14 protein-coding genes are annotated in these 15,006 nt (G+C 56.7%); 1 reads left to right on the top strand and 13 read right to left on the bottom strand.

The genetic code is table 11. The features are described 5' to 3' along the window. Positions 1-6: 6 nt before the first annotated feature. The 11 genes from rlmN to PSTEL_RS11820 all read right to left on the bottom strand — a co-directional run bounded on the left by rlmN (position 7) and on the right by PSTEL_RS11820 (position 12,773). Positions 7-1,047, bottom strand: a complete 1,041-nt coding sequence (gene rlmN, locus PSTEL_RS11870; RefSeq protein ID WP_038695547.1) for a dual-specificity RNA methyltransferase RlmN — start codon at positions 1,045-1,047, stop codon at positions 7-9. A gap of 224 nt (positions 1,048-1,271) precedes the next feature. Continuing rightward, positions 1,272-2,648 carry a 16S rRNA (cytosine(967)-C(5))-methyltransferase RsmB gene (gene rsmB, locus PSTEL_RS11865; RefSeq protein WP_245625190.1) on the bottom strand — a complete coding sequence of 459 codons (1,377 nt, stop codon included), beginning with the start codon at positions 2,646-2,648 and terminating at the stop codon, positions 1,272-1,274. Positions 2,649-3,151: 503 nt separating this feature from the next. Then, entirely contained in the window at positions 3,152-4,123 is a 972-nt protein-coding gene (gene fmt, locus PSTEL_RS11860; RefSeq protein WP_038695545.1) for a methionyl-tRNA formyltransferase, read from the bottom strand. A 7-nt stretch (positions 4,124-4,130) separates the two neighbouring features. Continuing rightward, complete coding sequence (def, locus tag PSTEL_RS11855; RefSeq protein WP_038695543.1) at positions 4,131-4,616, bottom strand: peptide deformylase; 486 nt, start codon at positions 4,614-4,616, stop codon at positions 4,131-4,133. 110 nt (positions 4,617-4,726) lie between these two features. After that, complete coding sequence (gene priA, locus PSTEL_RS11850) at positions 4,727-7,273, bottom strand: primosomal protein N' (protein ID WP_038695541.1); 2,547 nt, start codon at positions 7,271-7,273, stop codon at positions 4,727-4,729. Then, positions 7,273-8,490 (bottom strand): bifunctional phosphopantothenoylcysteine decarboxylase/phosphopantothenate--cysteine ligase CoaBC, encoded by a 1,218-nt coding sequence (coaBC, locus tag PSTEL_RS11845; RefSeq protein WP_038695539.1) that lies wholly within the window; start codon positions 8,488-8,490, stop codon positions 7,273-7,275. The genes priA and coaBC overlap by 1 nt, the downstream gene beginning before the upstream one ends. A gap of 322 nt (positions 8,491-8,812) precedes the next feature. Beyond that, positions 8,813-9,025: a DNA-directed RNA polymerase subunit omega gene (gene rpoZ, locus PSTEL_RS11840; protein WP_038695537.1), complete on the bottom strand. Its 213-nt coding sequence runs from the start codon at positions 9,023-9,025 to the stop codon at positions 8,813-8,815. A 50-nt stretch (positions 9,026-9,075) separates the two neighbouring features. Then, positions 9,076-9,645 (bottom strand): guanylate kinase, encoded by a 570-nt coding sequence (gene gmk, locus PSTEL_RS11835; RefSeq protein WP_038695535.1) that lies wholly within the window; start codon positions 9,643-9,645, stop codon positions 9,076-9,078. An 18-nt stretch (positions 9,646-9,663) separates the two neighbouring features. After that, positions 9,664-9,924, bottom strand: coding sequence for an extracellular matrix/biofilm regulator RemA (gene remA / locus PSTEL_RS11830; protein WP_006209218.1), 261 nt, complete (start codon positions 9,922-9,924; stop codon positions 9,664-9,666). Between the two features lie 45 nt (positions 9,925-9,969). Further along, positions 9,970-10,860: a YicC/YloC family endoribonuclease gene (locus PSTEL_RS11825; protein ID WP_038695532.1), complete on the bottom strand. Its 891-nt coding sequence runs from the start codon at positions 10,858-10,860 to the stop codon at positions 9,970-9,972. 38 nt (positions 10,861-10,898) lie between these two features. Further along, positions 10,899-12,773 carry a bifunctional homocysteine S-methyltransferase/methylenetetrahydrofolate reductase gene (locus PSTEL_RS11820; protein WP_038695530.1) on the bottom strand — a complete coding sequence of 625 codons (1,875 nt, stop codon included), beginning with the start codon at positions 12,771-12,773 and terminating at the stop codon, positions 10,899-10,901. A 182-nt stretch (positions 12,774-12,955) separates the two neighbouring features. Between PSTEL_RS11820 and PSTEL_RS11815 the strand changes: the two genes are divergently transcribed. Beyond that, positions 12,956-13,219 carry a hypothetical protein gene (locus PSTEL_RS11815; RefSeq protein ID WP_038695527.1) on the top strand — a complete coding sequence of 88 codons (264 nt, stop codon included), beginning with the start codon at positions 12,956-12,958 and terminating at the stop codon, positions 13,217-13,219. Positions 13,220-13,577: 358 nt separating this feature from the next. On the opposite strand, the gene PSTEL_RS11810 is transcribed toward PSTEL_RS11815, so the two are convergent. Then, positions 13,578-13,943, bottom strand: coding sequence for a hypothetical protein (locus PSTEL_RS11810; RefSeq protein WP_038695525.1), 366 nt, complete (start codon positions 13,941-13,943; stop codon positions 13,578-13,580). A gap of 165 nt (positions 13,944-14,108) precedes the next feature. Next, positions 14,109-14,945, bottom strand: coding sequence for a diaminopimelate epimerase (gene dapF / locus PSTEL_RS11805; protein WP_038695523.1), 837 nt, complete (start codon positions 14,943-14,945; stop codon positions 14,109-14,111). Between the last annotated feature and the right edge of the window lie 61 nt (positions 14,946-15,006).

Raw genomic sequence — 15,006 nt, 5'->3', positions numbered from 1 at the left:
AAGACCTCACCTCAACTCCATATGTTTGGCGCGCAGCTGGCCGCATGCGGCGGCGATATCATGCCCCTGCTCCCGTCTGATAGTCACATTCACGCCATTATCCGCCAAAATCCGCTGAAATTGAAAAATATCATTTCGGGATGTGCGGACATACTTGCGCTCCGGCACATGATTGACAGGAATCAGATTGACGTGGCACAGCATGCTCTTCAGAACGTCGGCCAGCTCCTGGGCGTGCTCGGGCTGATCGTTGACGCCCCCGATGAGGGCGTACTCGAAGCTGATGCGGCGTCCGGTCTTCGCCTGATAATAGCGGAGAGCCTCCATCACATCATTAAACGGATAGCGCCGGTTAACCGGCATAAGCTTGGAGCGAAGGGTGTCATTGGGAGCATGGATGGATATCGCCAGATTGATCTGGGTATCTTCTTCCGCGAATTTATAAATGCTCGGCACGATACCGCTAGTGGATACCGTAATATGCCGCTGCCCGATGTTCAGGCCTTTTTCGTGAATCATTAGACGAAGGAATTTCATGGTCGCATCATAGTTCTCGAACGGTTCGCCCGTTCCCATGATAACGATGCTGCTTACCCGTTCGCCGCGGGCGTCCAGAATTTGCTGGGAGCGCACAACCTGGGCCACAATTTCACCCGGAGTAAGATCGCGTTTCAGACCGCCCAGTGTGGATGCGCAGAACGTGCAGCCGATTCGGCAGCCAACCTGTGTAGTGACACAGACGCTGTTGCCGTAGTTGTGCTTCATAATAACAGTCTCGATCGCGTGATCGTCGTGAAGACCGAACAGGAACTTGACCGTACCGTCCTTCGACTCCAGCTTGGTGATTTCCTTCAGCCCGTCGATAGTGAACTGCTCGTCCAGCTTGGACCGCAGGCCCTTCGGGAGATTGCTCATTTCTTCAAAAGTGCTCACCCGCTTGACATACAGCCAGTCGAAAATCTGCCCGCCCCGGAAGGCCGGCTCGCTATTCTCTTTAGCCCACTGGGACAGCTCTTCCAATGTTAAATCATATATTAAAGGTTTCATTAATATGCTCGCACCTGATCTTTCTATTGTTGTCTGAACTTATCATCCTGCCTATTTTAACATAAATCAAAGGACCGGTAAAAGAAAGACCATAATCCCTATAAGGAGCGGGCGTTGGCGCCCGGCTTGCCGCCTCGGGCTGAGTCTGTAAACCGCAAGATGACCTCCCTCATGGCGCACACAAAAACCCGCTCGGCGGTTTCCCACCTCGCGGGAACATTCAGCTAGCTTAAACGCCTGAGTACGGCGATATAGAAGCCGTCGCTTCCGAATTGCTGGGGCAGAATTTGCATGCCCGGCTGATCGGCTGACAAGAGTGAGCCAAGCCGCTCAGCCAGCGGGGAATCTTGATCCGAACTTACGAATTCGGGATGGCTGGACAGAAAGTCCTTCACGTTCTCCTCGTTCTCGGCGCTCCCGATTGTACAGGTGCTGTATACGAGAATTCCGCCCGGCTTCAGTAGTTCCGCAGCGCCGTTCAGCAGTCTCCGCTGGAGACGGCTGATTTCGATTCTGTCTCCCGGTGTCTTGCTCCATTTCAGATCGGGTTTTCGCCGAATCACACCAAGCCCCGTGCATGGAGCGTCCAGCAGAATCCGGTCAAAGCTCATGGCCGGATACCGCTGTGGAAGCTCCAAGGCATCTATAGCAATGGTCTCGATCGACCCGAGTCCAAGCCGCTCTGCCTGCTGCGCCACAAGCTCCGCCTTGTGCGGATACAGGTCGCAGGCAACTATGCTGCCCTGGTCTTCCATCAGCTCCGCAATATGAGATGTCTTGCCGCCCGGCGCCGAGCAGCAGTCCAGCACCTTCATGCCCGGCTCCGGCGACAGCGCCTCCGCCACCAGCATAGAGCTTTCGTCCTGAATCGAGAGGACGCCGTCCCGGTACCAGTCGCTAAGCGCCAGATTGCCGCCACCCCGGACGACAATACCGAAGGGGCTCAGCTGCGAAGGAAATGCGTCAAGCCCCTGCTCCCGCATCTCCAGGAGCAGCTTGTCCCGTGCCGTCATCGTCGTGTTGACGCGCACGCTGACCGCCGGCGGCTCGTTGTCCGCCCTGCAGATTGCTTCGGCGGTCTCCGCGCCGAAGCGCCCGATCCATTCCTTCACCAGCCACAAGGGGTGGGAATGCTCAAGTGAAATCCGTTCCGCTTCGTCCAGCCCGGATGGAAGCGCCGGCAGCTCGCCGGTGCGCAGTGCGCTGCGGAGCACACCGTTCACCATGCCGGAGATGCCCTGGTGACCGCGCTTCTTCGCCAAGTTAACAGCCTCGTTGACGGCGGCATGAGAAGGAATCCGGTCCAGATAGACGATCTGGTACAGACTCATGCGAAGCAGACAGCGTACCCAGGGCTGAAGCTTGGCGACGCCTTTGCTGACGAACTGGTCCAGCATGAAATCCAGTGTATTCAGCCGGGACAGGGTGCCGTAGACAAGCTCTGTCGCAAGCCCCGCATCCTCGCGGCTTAATCCCGCCTTCTGCAGGCTGCTGTTCAGCTGCAAATTGCTGTACGCGCCTTCCTGCTCCACCCGGAGCAGCACGTCCAGCGCTGTCTCCCTGGCCGTTGCGCGGGGTCTGCCCGCTCCGGCCGGCTTGATGCCTGCGGACGGATTGCCTCCACTGCGGGCTGCAGTCCGAGCGCCGGCGCTGGCTCCGCCGCCGGATCTCGCGGACGCTGCGCCGGATGCCGCAGCCGGCCGTACCTGACCGCCCTTGCGGCTGCCACTCCGGCCCCCGCCTTGACCGCCGCCTGCCTTGCCCTGGCTGCTCGCCTGGCTCTGGCTGATTGCCTGACTCTTGCCGCTTGCCTGGCTCTTGCCGCCAGCCTGGCTTTTACCGCTTGCATGGTTCTTGCCGCTTGCCTGGCTCTTGCCGCTTGCCTGACTCTTGCCGCCAGCCTGGCTTTTACCGCTTGCATGGGTCTTGCCGCTTGCATGGGTCTTGCCGTTTGCCTGACTCTTGCCGCTAGCCTGGCTCCGGCCGCCATGCGGGTGACCAGCCTTTCGGCCGGACCGGTCCTGAGAACGGTCTCCGCCGGAATCGTGTGCTAGCCTCCGCACTGTGACGCGGCACGCACCCGGCCGGTCTTCCCTGAGCCCGGTCATTCCAGCACCGTGCCGGACTTCATCAGACCGCCGCGGGCGAAGTCGCCGGCGCTCATCGCTTTCTTGCCCGCAGGCTGAACCTGAAGCAGCAGCAGACTTCCGTCGCCGGTCTTCACTTCAATGCCCTTCGGTCCAGCCGACAGTACCGTGCCCGGCACCGTCTCCGCTTCGCCCGAACCTTCTTCGACGAGAATGCTGCCAGACAACGCCTGATCATCGGGATTAGCGGCCTGCCACACTTTGAAGGTCTCTCCGTTCCACAGGGTGAAGCCGCCGGAGTAGGGAACCAGCCCGCGAATGCGGTTATAGATTTCCCGCGATCCCGCGTTCCAGTCGATCTTCTCATCGTCGCGGGACAAATTCGGCGCATAGATGGCAAGGCTGTCATCCTGCTTCTCGGCCGCTACCGGACCTTTCACGAGACGCGGCATCCATTCCTTCAGCAGATCCCTTCCCGCGAGGCTCAGCTTCTCGAACATCGTTCCAGATGTATCATCGTCTTCGATAGGCACCTCAATCTTGGCGATCATGTCGCCGGTATCGATTCCTTCCGCCATGTACATCAGCGTTATGCCCGTTACCTTCTCGCCATCGATAATGCTACGCTGGATCGGGGCACCGCCCCGGTATTTCGGCAGCAGCGAGCCATGAACGTTCACACAGCCCCTGGCCGGCAGGTCCAGCACGGCCTTCGGCAGTATTTGGCCGTAGGCAGCGGTAACGATCAGCTCCGGCTCATAGGCCGCCAGTTCCGCCACCGCCTCCGGTCTGCGCATGCGTTCAGGCTGAAGTACAGGCAGTCCCAGCTCCAGAGCCGCCGCCTTGACCGGCGAAGGCGTCAAAACTTTCTTTCTCCCCTGCGGCCGGTCCGGCTGGGTGACGACCGCCGCCACCTCGAAGCCTTCCTCCACCAGCATGCGCAGGCAGGGCACCGCGAACTGCGGCGTGCCCATGAATACGATTTTCATGACTAGCTCACTCCTCGGTTCCGCTCCGTTCAGCGGTGATATCGTAGACCTTCTCCGCGACATCCGTGAACAGCACGCCGTTCAGATGATCGATCTCATGCTGGAACGCCCGCGCCAGCAAGCCGCTGCCCGTGATCTCAACCTCGTTGCCTTCGCGGTCAAGTCCGCGCACGGTAACTGTCTCCGCGCGGCGCACGTCGCCGTTAAGGCCGGGAATGCTGAGGCAGCCTTCCGGTCCGAGCTGTTCACCTTCGGAGTGGATGATCTCGGGATTGATTAACTTGATCAGTCCATGCTCCTCGTCGGCGTCCACCACGATCAGCCGTTTCAGGATTCCGACCTGCGGAGCGGCCAGTCCGACGCCCTCTGCGTCATACATCGTATCCGCCATATCATCCAGCAGCTTCTGGACGTTGGGGGTAATTTTCGTCACCGGCTTCGCCGTTTTATGAAGGACTTCATCAGGCTCTTTAACGATTAATCGAATTGCCATGGTCCACACCTTCCTGTTCTCTGTTATCTGACCGCATTTTGCGCCATCTCTTGCCATACCCGTTCTGTCGTTCGCAAAATGCCGCAATATGCGTGCGGGCCATCTTTGCGTTACATCAGCATTTGGGGGTCTACATCTATACTAATCTGAAGCACGGGATCACGCAGCGAATCCTCCAGCTCCTCCGCCACTTCCCGGACTAGGCCGATCGCATCGATTTCGCCGCGCCATTTGACCATGCACTGGAACCGATACCTTCCCTTGAGCCGAGGAAGCGGAGAAGCGACCGGCCCGAGCAGATCCAGTCCGTCGGCCGTCAGCTTGTCCATGCTGCCGAACCATCTCCGCTGGCGCGCCTTTCCCTCGATCGTCTTGGCGAAGTTCTCCGCCATGCGCAGCGCGATCGGCATTTGCTCATGAGAGAGCGTCACCAGAATCAAACGGCAGTACGGCGGATAATGAAGTGCTTTACGGTGCTTCAGTTCTTCCCTGACAAATGAATGATAATCATGCTTGCCGGCATGAATGATGGAATAATGATCCGGCGTATACGACTGGATCAGCACCTCGCCTGGCAGCGTATGTCTTCCTGCGCGTCCGGCAACCTGCGTCAGCAGCTGGAATGTCTTCTCCGCCGCCCGGAAATCGGGCAGGTTGAGCGCCGAATCAGCGGTGATAACGCCAACCAGCGTCACATCGGGGAAATCCAGTCCCTTCGCGACCATCTGCGTGCCGAGCAGCACATCGGCTTTTTTATCCCGGAACTGGCCCAGCAGCTTCTCGTGAGAGCCCTTCTCCGTCGTCGTATCGACGTCCATCCGGATCACCCGCATACCGGGAAACAGCTTGCCGAGTTCTTCCTCCACCCGCTGTGTCCCGGTTCCGAAGAACCGGATATGCTCGCTTCCGCACTCCGGACAAGTATCCGGCGAAGGCTCCGCATGCCCGCAGTAATGGCAGCGCAGGTTGCTGCTGCGCGCATGATAGGTCAGTGAAATATCGCATTCGGGACACCCGGCGACATAACCGCAGCTGCGGCACATGACAAAGGTCGAGAAGCCCCGGCGGTTCAGCAGAAGCACCGTCTGTTCTCCGCGGTCCAGCCGTTCCTGAAGCGCGGCATGCAGCTTCCGGCTGAACATGGAACGATTGCCCTCCTTCAGCTCTTCGCGCATGTCCACGATTTCAACAGCCGGCAGCTCATTGCCCAATGCGCGGCTCGGCATTTCCAGCAGGCCCGGCGCGAAGCTCTCATCGCTCTGCGAACGCGCCGCATAGTAGCTCTCAAGCGACGGTGTAGCGGAGCCAAGGATGACAACGGCGTCACACCGGGAAGCCCTCCGTACCGCTACGTCCCGTGCATGATATCGCGGATTCTCTTCCTGCTTGTACGACGTCTCATGTTCCTCGTCCATTATAATCAGGCCGAGGTTGGTGAACGGCGCGAATATCGCCGAACGCGCGCCGACTGCGACCATTGCCTTGCCTTCCCGGATTTTGCGCCACTCGTCATAACGCTCGCCGGATGACAGACGGCTGTGCATCACCGCCACTCCGCTGCCGAAGCGGCCTTTGAACCGCTCCACCATCTGAGGGGTCAGTGAAATTTCCGGGACCAGCACAACAGCTTGCCTGCCCTGGTCGATGCAGCGGCGGATCGTCTGCAGATAAATCTCCGTCTTTCCGCTGCCAGTAACTCCATGCAGCAGAAAAACCTCATGCCGCTGTTCATCTACAGCCCGCGAGACGGCGCCGTAGACCGCCGACTGCTCAGCGGTCAGCGGAAGCGGCTCGCTTGGCTTGAAATCGCGGCCCCGGTAAGGGTCCCGGTATACCTCGACCTCCGTAATCTCGATAAGCCCTTTGTCCTCCAGCCCCTTGACGGTGCCGGCCGCAACCTGCAAGGCAGCCAGCACATCCTTCAGCGGCATGGGAAGCACAGCTTCCATATCGATCAGGAAAGAGAGCACTTCCTTCTGCCTTGCCGACCGGGCAGACATGCTGTTCAAGGCTTCGCGAGCGGTCTCCGGCTCCATGGCGAGGTCCACCGCCTTCAGCTTCTTTTTGCCCATCTTATCCTTGATGAACTGGACCTCCTGCAGATTGCCGCGACGAAGCATGAACTTGATCGTCTCCGCTTCATCCGGGAACGCCCGGGTCAGCTGTTTCATCGTCACCTCGCCGCCTCGCCGGACGAACTCGATAATTGCCCGTTCCACCCGGTCCATTCCCGGGAACACCGGAAAGAACTCCTCATCGGGGAACAGCGTGTCCCCTTGAGGCGCTGAGTCCGGCTCCTCGCCAAGCGAAATAAGCCGTTCGGCTTTGCCCTTCAGCGCCGTCGGCAGCATCGCCTGCAGCGCTGAAATCCGCCTGCAGGCATATCGCTCGCTCATCCAGTCCGCCAGCTCCACAAGCTCCGGAGACAGCGGCGGGACGAGATCCAGTACTTCCTGAATGGGCTTAATCCCTTTAACCGCCTGGACATCGCCATATTCAAGGGAGACAACGAAGCCTTGAACTGTGCGATGTCCGAAAGGAACCGCTACCCTGCTGCCGACCTCGGTCCAGACTCTGAGGTCCTCGGGGATGGAATAATCAAAAGGCCGGTCGGTGCTGCGGACAGGAACATCAACAATCACCTTGGCGATATCCATTACCGTCCTTCTTCTTTCAGACGATCTCCGGCTGCGCTCAGAATTCGCCGCGCAACTTCATCCTTGGAGAGCAGCGGAAGCTCTTCCACCAGTCCGCTCCGGTCATAAATCGAAACGATGTTGGTATCGACGCCAAAGCCTGCTCCGGGCTGACCGACGTCGTTCGCAACGATCAAATCGAGATTTTTGCGTACCAGCTTGTCTCTGGCATACATCTCGGCGTTGCCTGTCTCCGCAGCGAAGCCAACAAGCAGCTGGGACGTTTTGCGCTGTCCGAACGATTCCAGAATATCCACCGTCTTGACCAGCTCCAGCGTCATCGTATCGCCCGCTTTCTTGATCTTGGTCTCGGCTCTTTCTCTCGGACGGTAGTCGGCGACGGCCGCCGCTTTGATCAGTATGTCACAGTCATCCCATTCGGCGGATACGGCTTGATACATGTCGTCGGCCGATTGAACGCGGACCACTCGAATGTCCCCTGGAGGCGCTTCGTCGGTCCGGGCTGCGATCAGCGTAACCTCCGCTCCCATTTCTTTGGCCGCACGCGCCAGGGCGAAGCCCATTTTGCCCGAAGAATCGTTGGAGATATAGCGTACCGGATCGATCCGTTCCACCGTGCCTCCGGCGGTAATTACGACTTTTTTGCCTCCAAGCTTGCGGTTCGCTTCCGATTTCCGCTCGAAAAATGCTTCGACGACGCTAACGATCGTCTCCGGCTCTTCCATCCGGCCCTTTCCGACATAGCCGCAGGCCAGCAGCCCTTCTCCCGGCTCGATGAATTGTACGCCCCGTTCCGCCAGGATGTTCAAATTGTGAAGCACGGCGGGATGCTGGTACATATGCACGTTCATCGCCGGAGCGACCATAATGGGCGCAGTAGCCGCCAGCAGAACAGTTGAGAGCATGTCATCGGCGATTCCGTGTGCCATTTTGGCGATGATATTAGCGGTTGCGGGTGCAATCAGCACCAGATCCGCTGCGTCAGCGAGGTCAATATGCGATATGGAGGACGGATCGCGTTCCTGAAACGTATCGCTGTATACCCGCTGCTTCGACAGCGATTGTAATGTCAGCTCGGTAATAAACTGCTTCGCCGACGCCGTCATGATTACATGAACCTCGGCGCCTTTCTGGGTAAGCTTGCTGCACAGGGCAGCCGCCTTATACGCCGCAATTCCTCCGGTAATGCCTAGAATAATAGTTTTTCCCTTTAACATATGCTTCCCTCCGTTCCCGGTATCCCCTTCATAGGAGCGCCGTAAAGCGCAAATGCGAGGACAAGGTTTGTTCTTTCTATATTTATAGAGAGAGCCATTCCAGGAGTCTTCGATTAAGCTAAACGGGCCTCTATAAAATCGGAACTCAAGGATTAACGTCTGACGGTGATCTTGTCACGCCCGGCGTTGACCGAGTGATATATGAACAAATCATACGCAAAGAACTTATATTTTGAAAAAAATGACAACCTTCCGGTTGTCACATGCAGCCCTTCCGGGCCAGACATAATAGAATGTAGCTTGAAAAATGTAAGGTAACCCGTTATTCCGCTGGTTTGTCTTCTACCGGAGATACGCTGATATAATCCTTGTACACTTCTTCAAGAGCGACGCCCACATACTTGTGGGAATGCGGCGATTTGAGCTCGGACTTGCTGCCCTCGCGAAGCTGTCTCGCCCGGCGTGCAGCCGCGACGACCAGGGAGTATTTGCTGTCAACCTTGTTCATCATTTCGTCAATGGATGGATATAGCACAGGTACACCTCTTCAATATTTAATGACGCCGCAAATCGCGGCATGGTAATCTATCTGATTTTACAATGTTCGGCAATAATAATGCTTTCTATTCGCTTGCAGGCCAGATCGATTTCATCGTTGACCACGCCATAATCATAATGGCGCATCAGGTTGATTTCATCCTCCGCGACCGTCATCCGGTGGTTGATGATATCGTCATGCTCAGTTCCGCGCCCGCGGATCCGGTCCTTCAGCTCATCCATCGAAGGAGGCAGAAGGAACACAAAAATGCCTTCCGGGAACTTCTCCTTCACCTTCAGCGCGCCCTGAACCTCGATCTCAAGGATGATATCCCTGCCGCTGGCCAAGGTCTTCTCCACAAAATCACGCGGCGTTCCGTAGTAGTTGCCTACGTACTCCGCATACTCCAGCAGCTCGTCGCGTTCAATCATATCGCGGAACTGCTCCTGACTCTTGAAAAAATAGTTGACTCCATCCTGTTCGCCCGCGCGGGGACTCCGCGTCGTCGCCGAAACGGAGTAGATCAGCTCGGGTATTCTGGGCCGCAGTGCGGTGCATACCGTTCCTTTACCGACTCCGGAAGGGCCGGACAATACGATCAGCAATCCTTTTGACATAGTACACTCCATTACTTGTTATTCGTCATTATCGTCGTCTTTGCTGGAAAGTCTGTGTGCTACGGTCTCCGGCTGGACAGCCGATAGAATGACATGGTCACTGTCCGTGATAATGACGGCGCGGGTTCTTCTCCCGTAAGTCGCATCGATCAGCATATGCCGGTCTCTCGCTTCCTGGATAATCCGCTTGATCGGTGCCGACTCCGGGCTGACAATGGAAATAATCCGATTGGCCGAGACGATATTTCCAAAGCCTATATTGATGAGTTTAATTGCCATGATCCGGTTGTTCCCCCCATAAGTTACATCTTCGGTTGCCCCGTCCTATTCAAGATTCGCAGCCTGCTCGCGAATTTTCTCGAGCAGCGCCTTCATCTCCAGCACACGGGTCCCAATTGCCAAATGACTGCATTTGGAGCCGATTGTGTTCGTCTCCCGGTTCATCTCCTGAATGAGAAAATCCAGTTTCCGTCCCATCGGCTCGTCGCTCAGCAAAAGGGCCCGGCACTGCTCAAAATGGCTCTGCAGACGGGTCAATTCTTCATCAATATTGGAGCGTTCCGCAAAAATGGCCACTTCCATTCCGAATTTGTAATCGTCGAAAGGGAACGAGCCGTCACGAAGATGTTCCAGACGCTGACGGAGCTTGTCCAGGTACTCGGTCACCAAGGCAGGAGCGAGGCCTTTCATCTCCTGCTGCAGCTTCTCGAGCGCCTCCACTTTGCCGGTAATATCACCAGCGAGGTAGATTCCCTCCCGGGCGCGCATTTCGCTAAGAGCCCGCAGACTCTCTTCAAGCCCTCCTGTCAGCAGCTTCTCCAGCTCTTCGCTGCTCATCGGCTCAACCGGCGGCTCACCCTGATGATCCATCACGCCGGGAAGAGACAGGATGCCGTGCAAATCCAGCTCGCCGCTGATGTCAAATTCCTTCGCGAGGATCTCCGCCGCATCCAGATACGCCCTGACGGTGCGCCGGTTGAGCACCGGTCCCCCCGATTCTTCGGGCAGCTCCCTGATAATGGCGACGTCCACCCGTCCGCGTCTTACATATTCCTGAACTTTCTTGCGCAGCGAGTCTTCGAAATACGTCCATTCCCGCGGCACCCGGAGGGAGATTTCAGTATACCGGTGATTCACTGTCTTCACCTCAAACCTGATCTCGCCGCCGCCGTATGGCCTGGACGATTGGCCGTATCCGGTCATGCTAAATGACATCGGCATCACATCCGTTACACTATTGTAAATGATTCTCTCTAGCGAAACAAGGGGGATAATTGGCGTCCGGTCTTGGCCCACACATGTTCAAGCAGCTGCACGCTCATTCCGTAGAACATGAACGGCGTCATCAGATAAATCCCGTTGAATCGTTCCATCGCCGCATCAAGCAGCTCTTTGGCAATCGCTACACCCTCGGCTCTGCCGGCTTCGCCTTCAAGCCCGCTCATCCGCAGACGCACCTCGTCGGACAATTGAATACCCGGCACTTCGTTATGCAGGTATTCGGCGTTCCGGCCGCTTGCAAGCGGCATGATTCCGAGGAAGATCGGAACGTTAAGATGCGCTGTCGCGTCGGCTATCGTATGGATAAGCGCCTTGTCGTAGACCGGCTGGGTCATAATATAATCGGCGCCGAAGGCCAGCTTCTTCTCGAGACGCTCCACCGCCTTGCCCAAATGCTTCACGTTGGGGTTGAACGCAGTGCCGATTACGAATTTGGCCTTATGCTTCAACGGCTTGCCTGAAAAAGCGACCCCGTCGTTCAACTGCTTGATCATCCGGATGATTTCAAAGGAGGTCAGATCGTACACGGAGCTTGAGCCCGGCAAATCCCCGAACCTCGCCGGGTCACCTGTCACCGCCAGGACATGGTCGATGCCCAGCGCATCAAAGCCCATCAGATGGGACTGGGTGCCGATCAGATTGCGGTCGCGGCAGGCGATGTGGACCAGCGGCCGAAGGCCCGTCTTCTGCTGCACGAGCGAACCGAGCGCCATATTGCTCATGCGCGTTACGGCCAGCGAGTTGTCCGCCAGCGTCAGCGCATCGGCACCAGCGCGGCGCAGCGCATCGGCGCCCGCCATAAACTTCGTGATATCGAGATCCCGCGGCGGATCAAGCTCGACAATGACCGTATGGCGTTCCTTGACGAGATCGACAAGCGTTGGCTCCTGTCCTCCGTCCCCGTCATGCTCGGCCAGGCTCTCCTGAATACGGACATTGACCGTGCTCCGCTCTTTGCGCTCCGGCAGCGGCTTCGGTGAATATTCCTTCAGCGCTTCCGATATTTCGGCGATATGCTGGGGAGTCGTACCGCAGCAGCCTCCGATGATCCGGCAGCCCATATCGGCGAAGCTCTCGGCCATCTGACCGAAATATTCGGGAGACGCTCCATATTTATAATGGCCGTCCACATAGTCCGCCAAACCTGCATTTGGAAATACGGAGACCGGAAGCGACAGACTGTCCTGCAGCGTGCGAAGCGCCCGCTTGATGCCGAATGGGCCTGTCCGGCAGTTGAAGCCGATAACGTCAGCGCCGTCCTCCTCCAGAATCCGGAACGCTTCAGGCAGCGTCAAGCCGTCCATCGTCATTGCCGTTTCGTCAACAGCGAACTGGCAGATTACCGGGATATCCGTGCTCAGCTTGCGTACGGTCCGCAGCGCCAGATGCATTTCCTCCAGATCGTAGAAAGTCTCCAGCATGATGCCGTCTGCCTGCTCTTCAAGCAAAGCGCCGATCTGCTGGCTAAAATAGCGTTTTAGTTCCGAGGCGGACAGACTGGCCCGCTTGCCAGCCCGGATCGAGCCGACGGCACCGACGACATAGCCGTTCGCCCCCGCCGCCTGACGGGCAATCCGGATTCCTGCCCGGTTAATCTCTTCTACCTTAGATTCCAGACCGAACTTGGACAGTTTATCGTAGTTCGCCGAGTAAGTGTTGCTCTCCAGCAGCTGCGCACCCGCTTCGATATAGCTGCGGTGCACCTCTTCAATAACCTCCGGCGAGGTTAAATTCAACTCTTCATATGATATTCCGACCGGAAATCCCTTCTGATATAAAAAGGTCCCCATCGCTCCATCGCCGACCAGCACTTTGGCGCCCCAGGCGGTCCGTAAATCCGGCTTCACGAAAGCAGCTCCTCCCATGACGTTAGTTTCATACTAATGTAACATAAATCGGCAGGAAAGATAAGCGATGATCCAAGGGGATTTGAAGCAAATCGGCAGCTCCGCGAATGCTCCGGCGTCAGGAGCGTCATACTAGATGAATTACCGGTCTTTGATTTCGTTTGCGAAAAGGGGCAGCGTGGATGAACAGCAATCATAAAGTACGGAAACAACTGCTGCGTAAATACGTGACGATTGTGGTCCTGGGATGCCTCAGCCTTGCGTATCTCTATTTTGAGGATTGGCTGTTCGGTTACGGCCTTGGCAACATTTCATATATCCTGAACTATTTATTGTCTACCTTAGAAGAAAAATTGGCCACATTGCTTTTGCTGCTGTTCCTGTTAATTCCGGATCTGTATGCCTGGATTGGAGGCAATCAGCCCTCGCGCGACGCGGAACGATGATTTCTGATGAGGCTTGACGCGATCAAAAGCATGGGTATTCCAATTGTGAAGACTGGATACACCGTATACAGAAGCCTTTCCCCCTGATCCAAGTGCTCGATGAAGCTGCGTGCGTCAAGCATTGAGCTGAATAAAATAATCAGAGCGGACGGATATACCATTTTACGGTACGGCAGGCCGAACAGCTCGGAAATGCCTACAAGCGCAGCCGCGTAAAATACGGATATTTTGAAGAAAATCCTTCAATCGCCCGGCCTTCCGAGGACCGGGTATCGCATATGATCGACGAGGCGCATCCGTTCAGCAACACAGCCGTATCCCCCGACAGCAAACCAAGGATCATATCGTTCCAATCGTCCTAGACTGTGGCTTCACCCGACTTAAGCATCCGTTCGAGCATCATGTTCTGAAGCCCTTCGGGCTTCTCCCCATATTCTTCCGGGATTATACGGTCGAATTTCAGAAGAGAGCCAATCACGAAATCATTGATAGTCACGCTGTCCGCAAGAGTGCTCAGACGAACGACCGCCACGGCAACAGCGGGACGGATACCGACCGATAACCGCCGGATTTTCACATCTTCGCTGTTTCCCAATTCACTCATTATGGCGATGAGCGTCTGTTCCAAATCCGCAGAGATCATGCGAACCGGATGCGATCTTTCCAGCGAACCGCCGGCTCCGCTGCTTGTCCTTCCGAACCCGGAATAACCCCATTTCTTCATATTCATGCTCCTTCAAACAATGGCTCTTTCCATTATTTGCGGATCTTCCTTCCATTATGCGGACAGACAACAAGAAACGGGTGCCCTTCCTCGTTCCGAGGGGACACCCGTTTCCTTGGTTAATAACAGTCCAATCATGCTGTTATTTCCATCGCAGCTGTTCTATTAAACTTCGACCGTTCCGGTGTATACCGCCTCTGCCGGTCCGGTCATATACACATGATTGTCATCCTCATTCCATTCAATGAAGAGGTCGCCGCCTTTCAGACTCACCCATGCGGCCCGGTCGGTCGCTCCGTTCAGCACGGAGGAGACGAGCGTTGCGCAGGCGCCGGTTCCGCAGGCCAGCGTCGGTCCCGCTCCCCGCTCCCATACCCGCATATCGATCCGGCCGCGATCCTTGACCGTGGCGAATTCTACGTTCACCTTGCGGGGAAACAGCGAATGAACTTCAAGCTTCGGCCCCCATGTCAACAGGTCGAAGGACACGGCGTCATCCACATAAATGACGCAGTGCGGATTGCCCATCGACACGGCCGTATAAGTGAATTCGCGGCCGTCAGTTTCGATCTGCTGGCCTACGACAGGCTCGGCATCGACATTAACGGGAATTTGAGGTCCGTTCAGCACGGGCTCGCCCATGTCCACGGTGACCGTCTCAACGGCTCCGTCCTTGACCTTCAGCTTCACTTTCTGCTCTCCGGCTCCGATCGTGACAATGACGATCTCCTCCGAATTTACATGTCCGTGATCATAGACGTATTTAGCTACGCAGCGGATGGCGTTGCCGCACTGCTCTGCTTCGGAGCCATCCGAGTTGATGATCCGCATCATGAAATCGCCGCGGTCCGACGGGAGAATATAGACAAGTCCGTCGGCTCCAATGCCGAAGAACCGGTTGCAGAGTTTAATGGCAAGCTCGGCCGCATTGTCCGGCAGCTTCTGCTCGCCGAAGACGACGATAAAATCGTTGCCGAGTCCGTGCATCTTGGTAAATTCCATTGCTGAGTCCACTCCTCAAAATAATATGCCACAAGCATAACCCAAGGAGCGGGACAAAGCT

This window comes from Paenibacillus stellifer (assembly GCF_000758685.1).
Classification (GTDB): Bacteria; Bacillota; Bacilli; order Paenibacillales; family Paenibacillaceae; genus Paenibacillus_AQ; species Paenibacillus_AQ stellifer.
Note: the sequence above shows the minus strand (reverse complement) of the source record. Positions and strands in the feature narration are given on the sequence as shown.

Bases quoted from the DNA above. Each gene is read 5' to 3' on its own strand.
- rlmN (WP_038695547.1), bottom strand. From the start codon at position 1,047: ATGAAACCTTTAATATATGATTTAACATTGGAAGAGCTGTCCCAGTGG.
- fmt (WP_038695545.1), bottom strand. From the start codon at position 4,123: ATGAAAATCGTATTCATGGGCACGCCGCAGTTCGCGGTGCCCTGCCTG.
- def (WP_038695543.1), bottom strand. From the start codon at position 4,616: ATGGCAATTCGATTAATCGTTAAAGAGCCTGATGAAGTCCTTCATAAA.
- priA (WP_038695541.1), bottom strand. From the start codon at position 7,273: ATGGATATCGCCAAGGTGATTGTTGATGTTCCTGTCCGCAGCACCGAC.
- coaBC (WP_038695539.1), bottom strand. From the start codon at position 8,490: ATGTTAAAGGGAAAAACTATTATTCTAGGCATTACCGGAGGAATTGCG.
- gmk (WP_038695535.1), bottom strand. From the start codon at position 9,645: ATGTCAAAAGGATTGCTGATCGTATTGTCCGGCCCTTCCGGAGTCGGT.
- remA (WP_006209218.1), bottom strand. From the start codon at position 9,924: ATGGCAATTAAACTCATCAATATAGGCTTTGGAAATATCGTCTCGGCC.
- PSTEL_RS11825 (WP_038695532.1), bottom strand. From the start codon at position 10,860: ATGTCATTTAGCATGACCGGATACGGCCAATCGTCCAGGCCATACGGC.
- PSTEL_RS11815 (WP_038695527.1), top strand. From the start codon at position 12,956: ATGAACAGCAATCATAAAGTACGGAAACAACTGCTGCGTAAATACGTG.
- PSTEL_RS11810 (WP_038695525.1), bottom strand. From the start codon at position 13,943: ATGAAGAAATGGGGTTATTCCGGGTTCGGAAGGACAAGCAGCGGAGCC.
- dapF (WP_038695523.1), bottom strand. From the start codon at position 14,945: ATGGAATTTACCAAGATGCACGGACTCGGCAACGATTTTATCGTCGTC.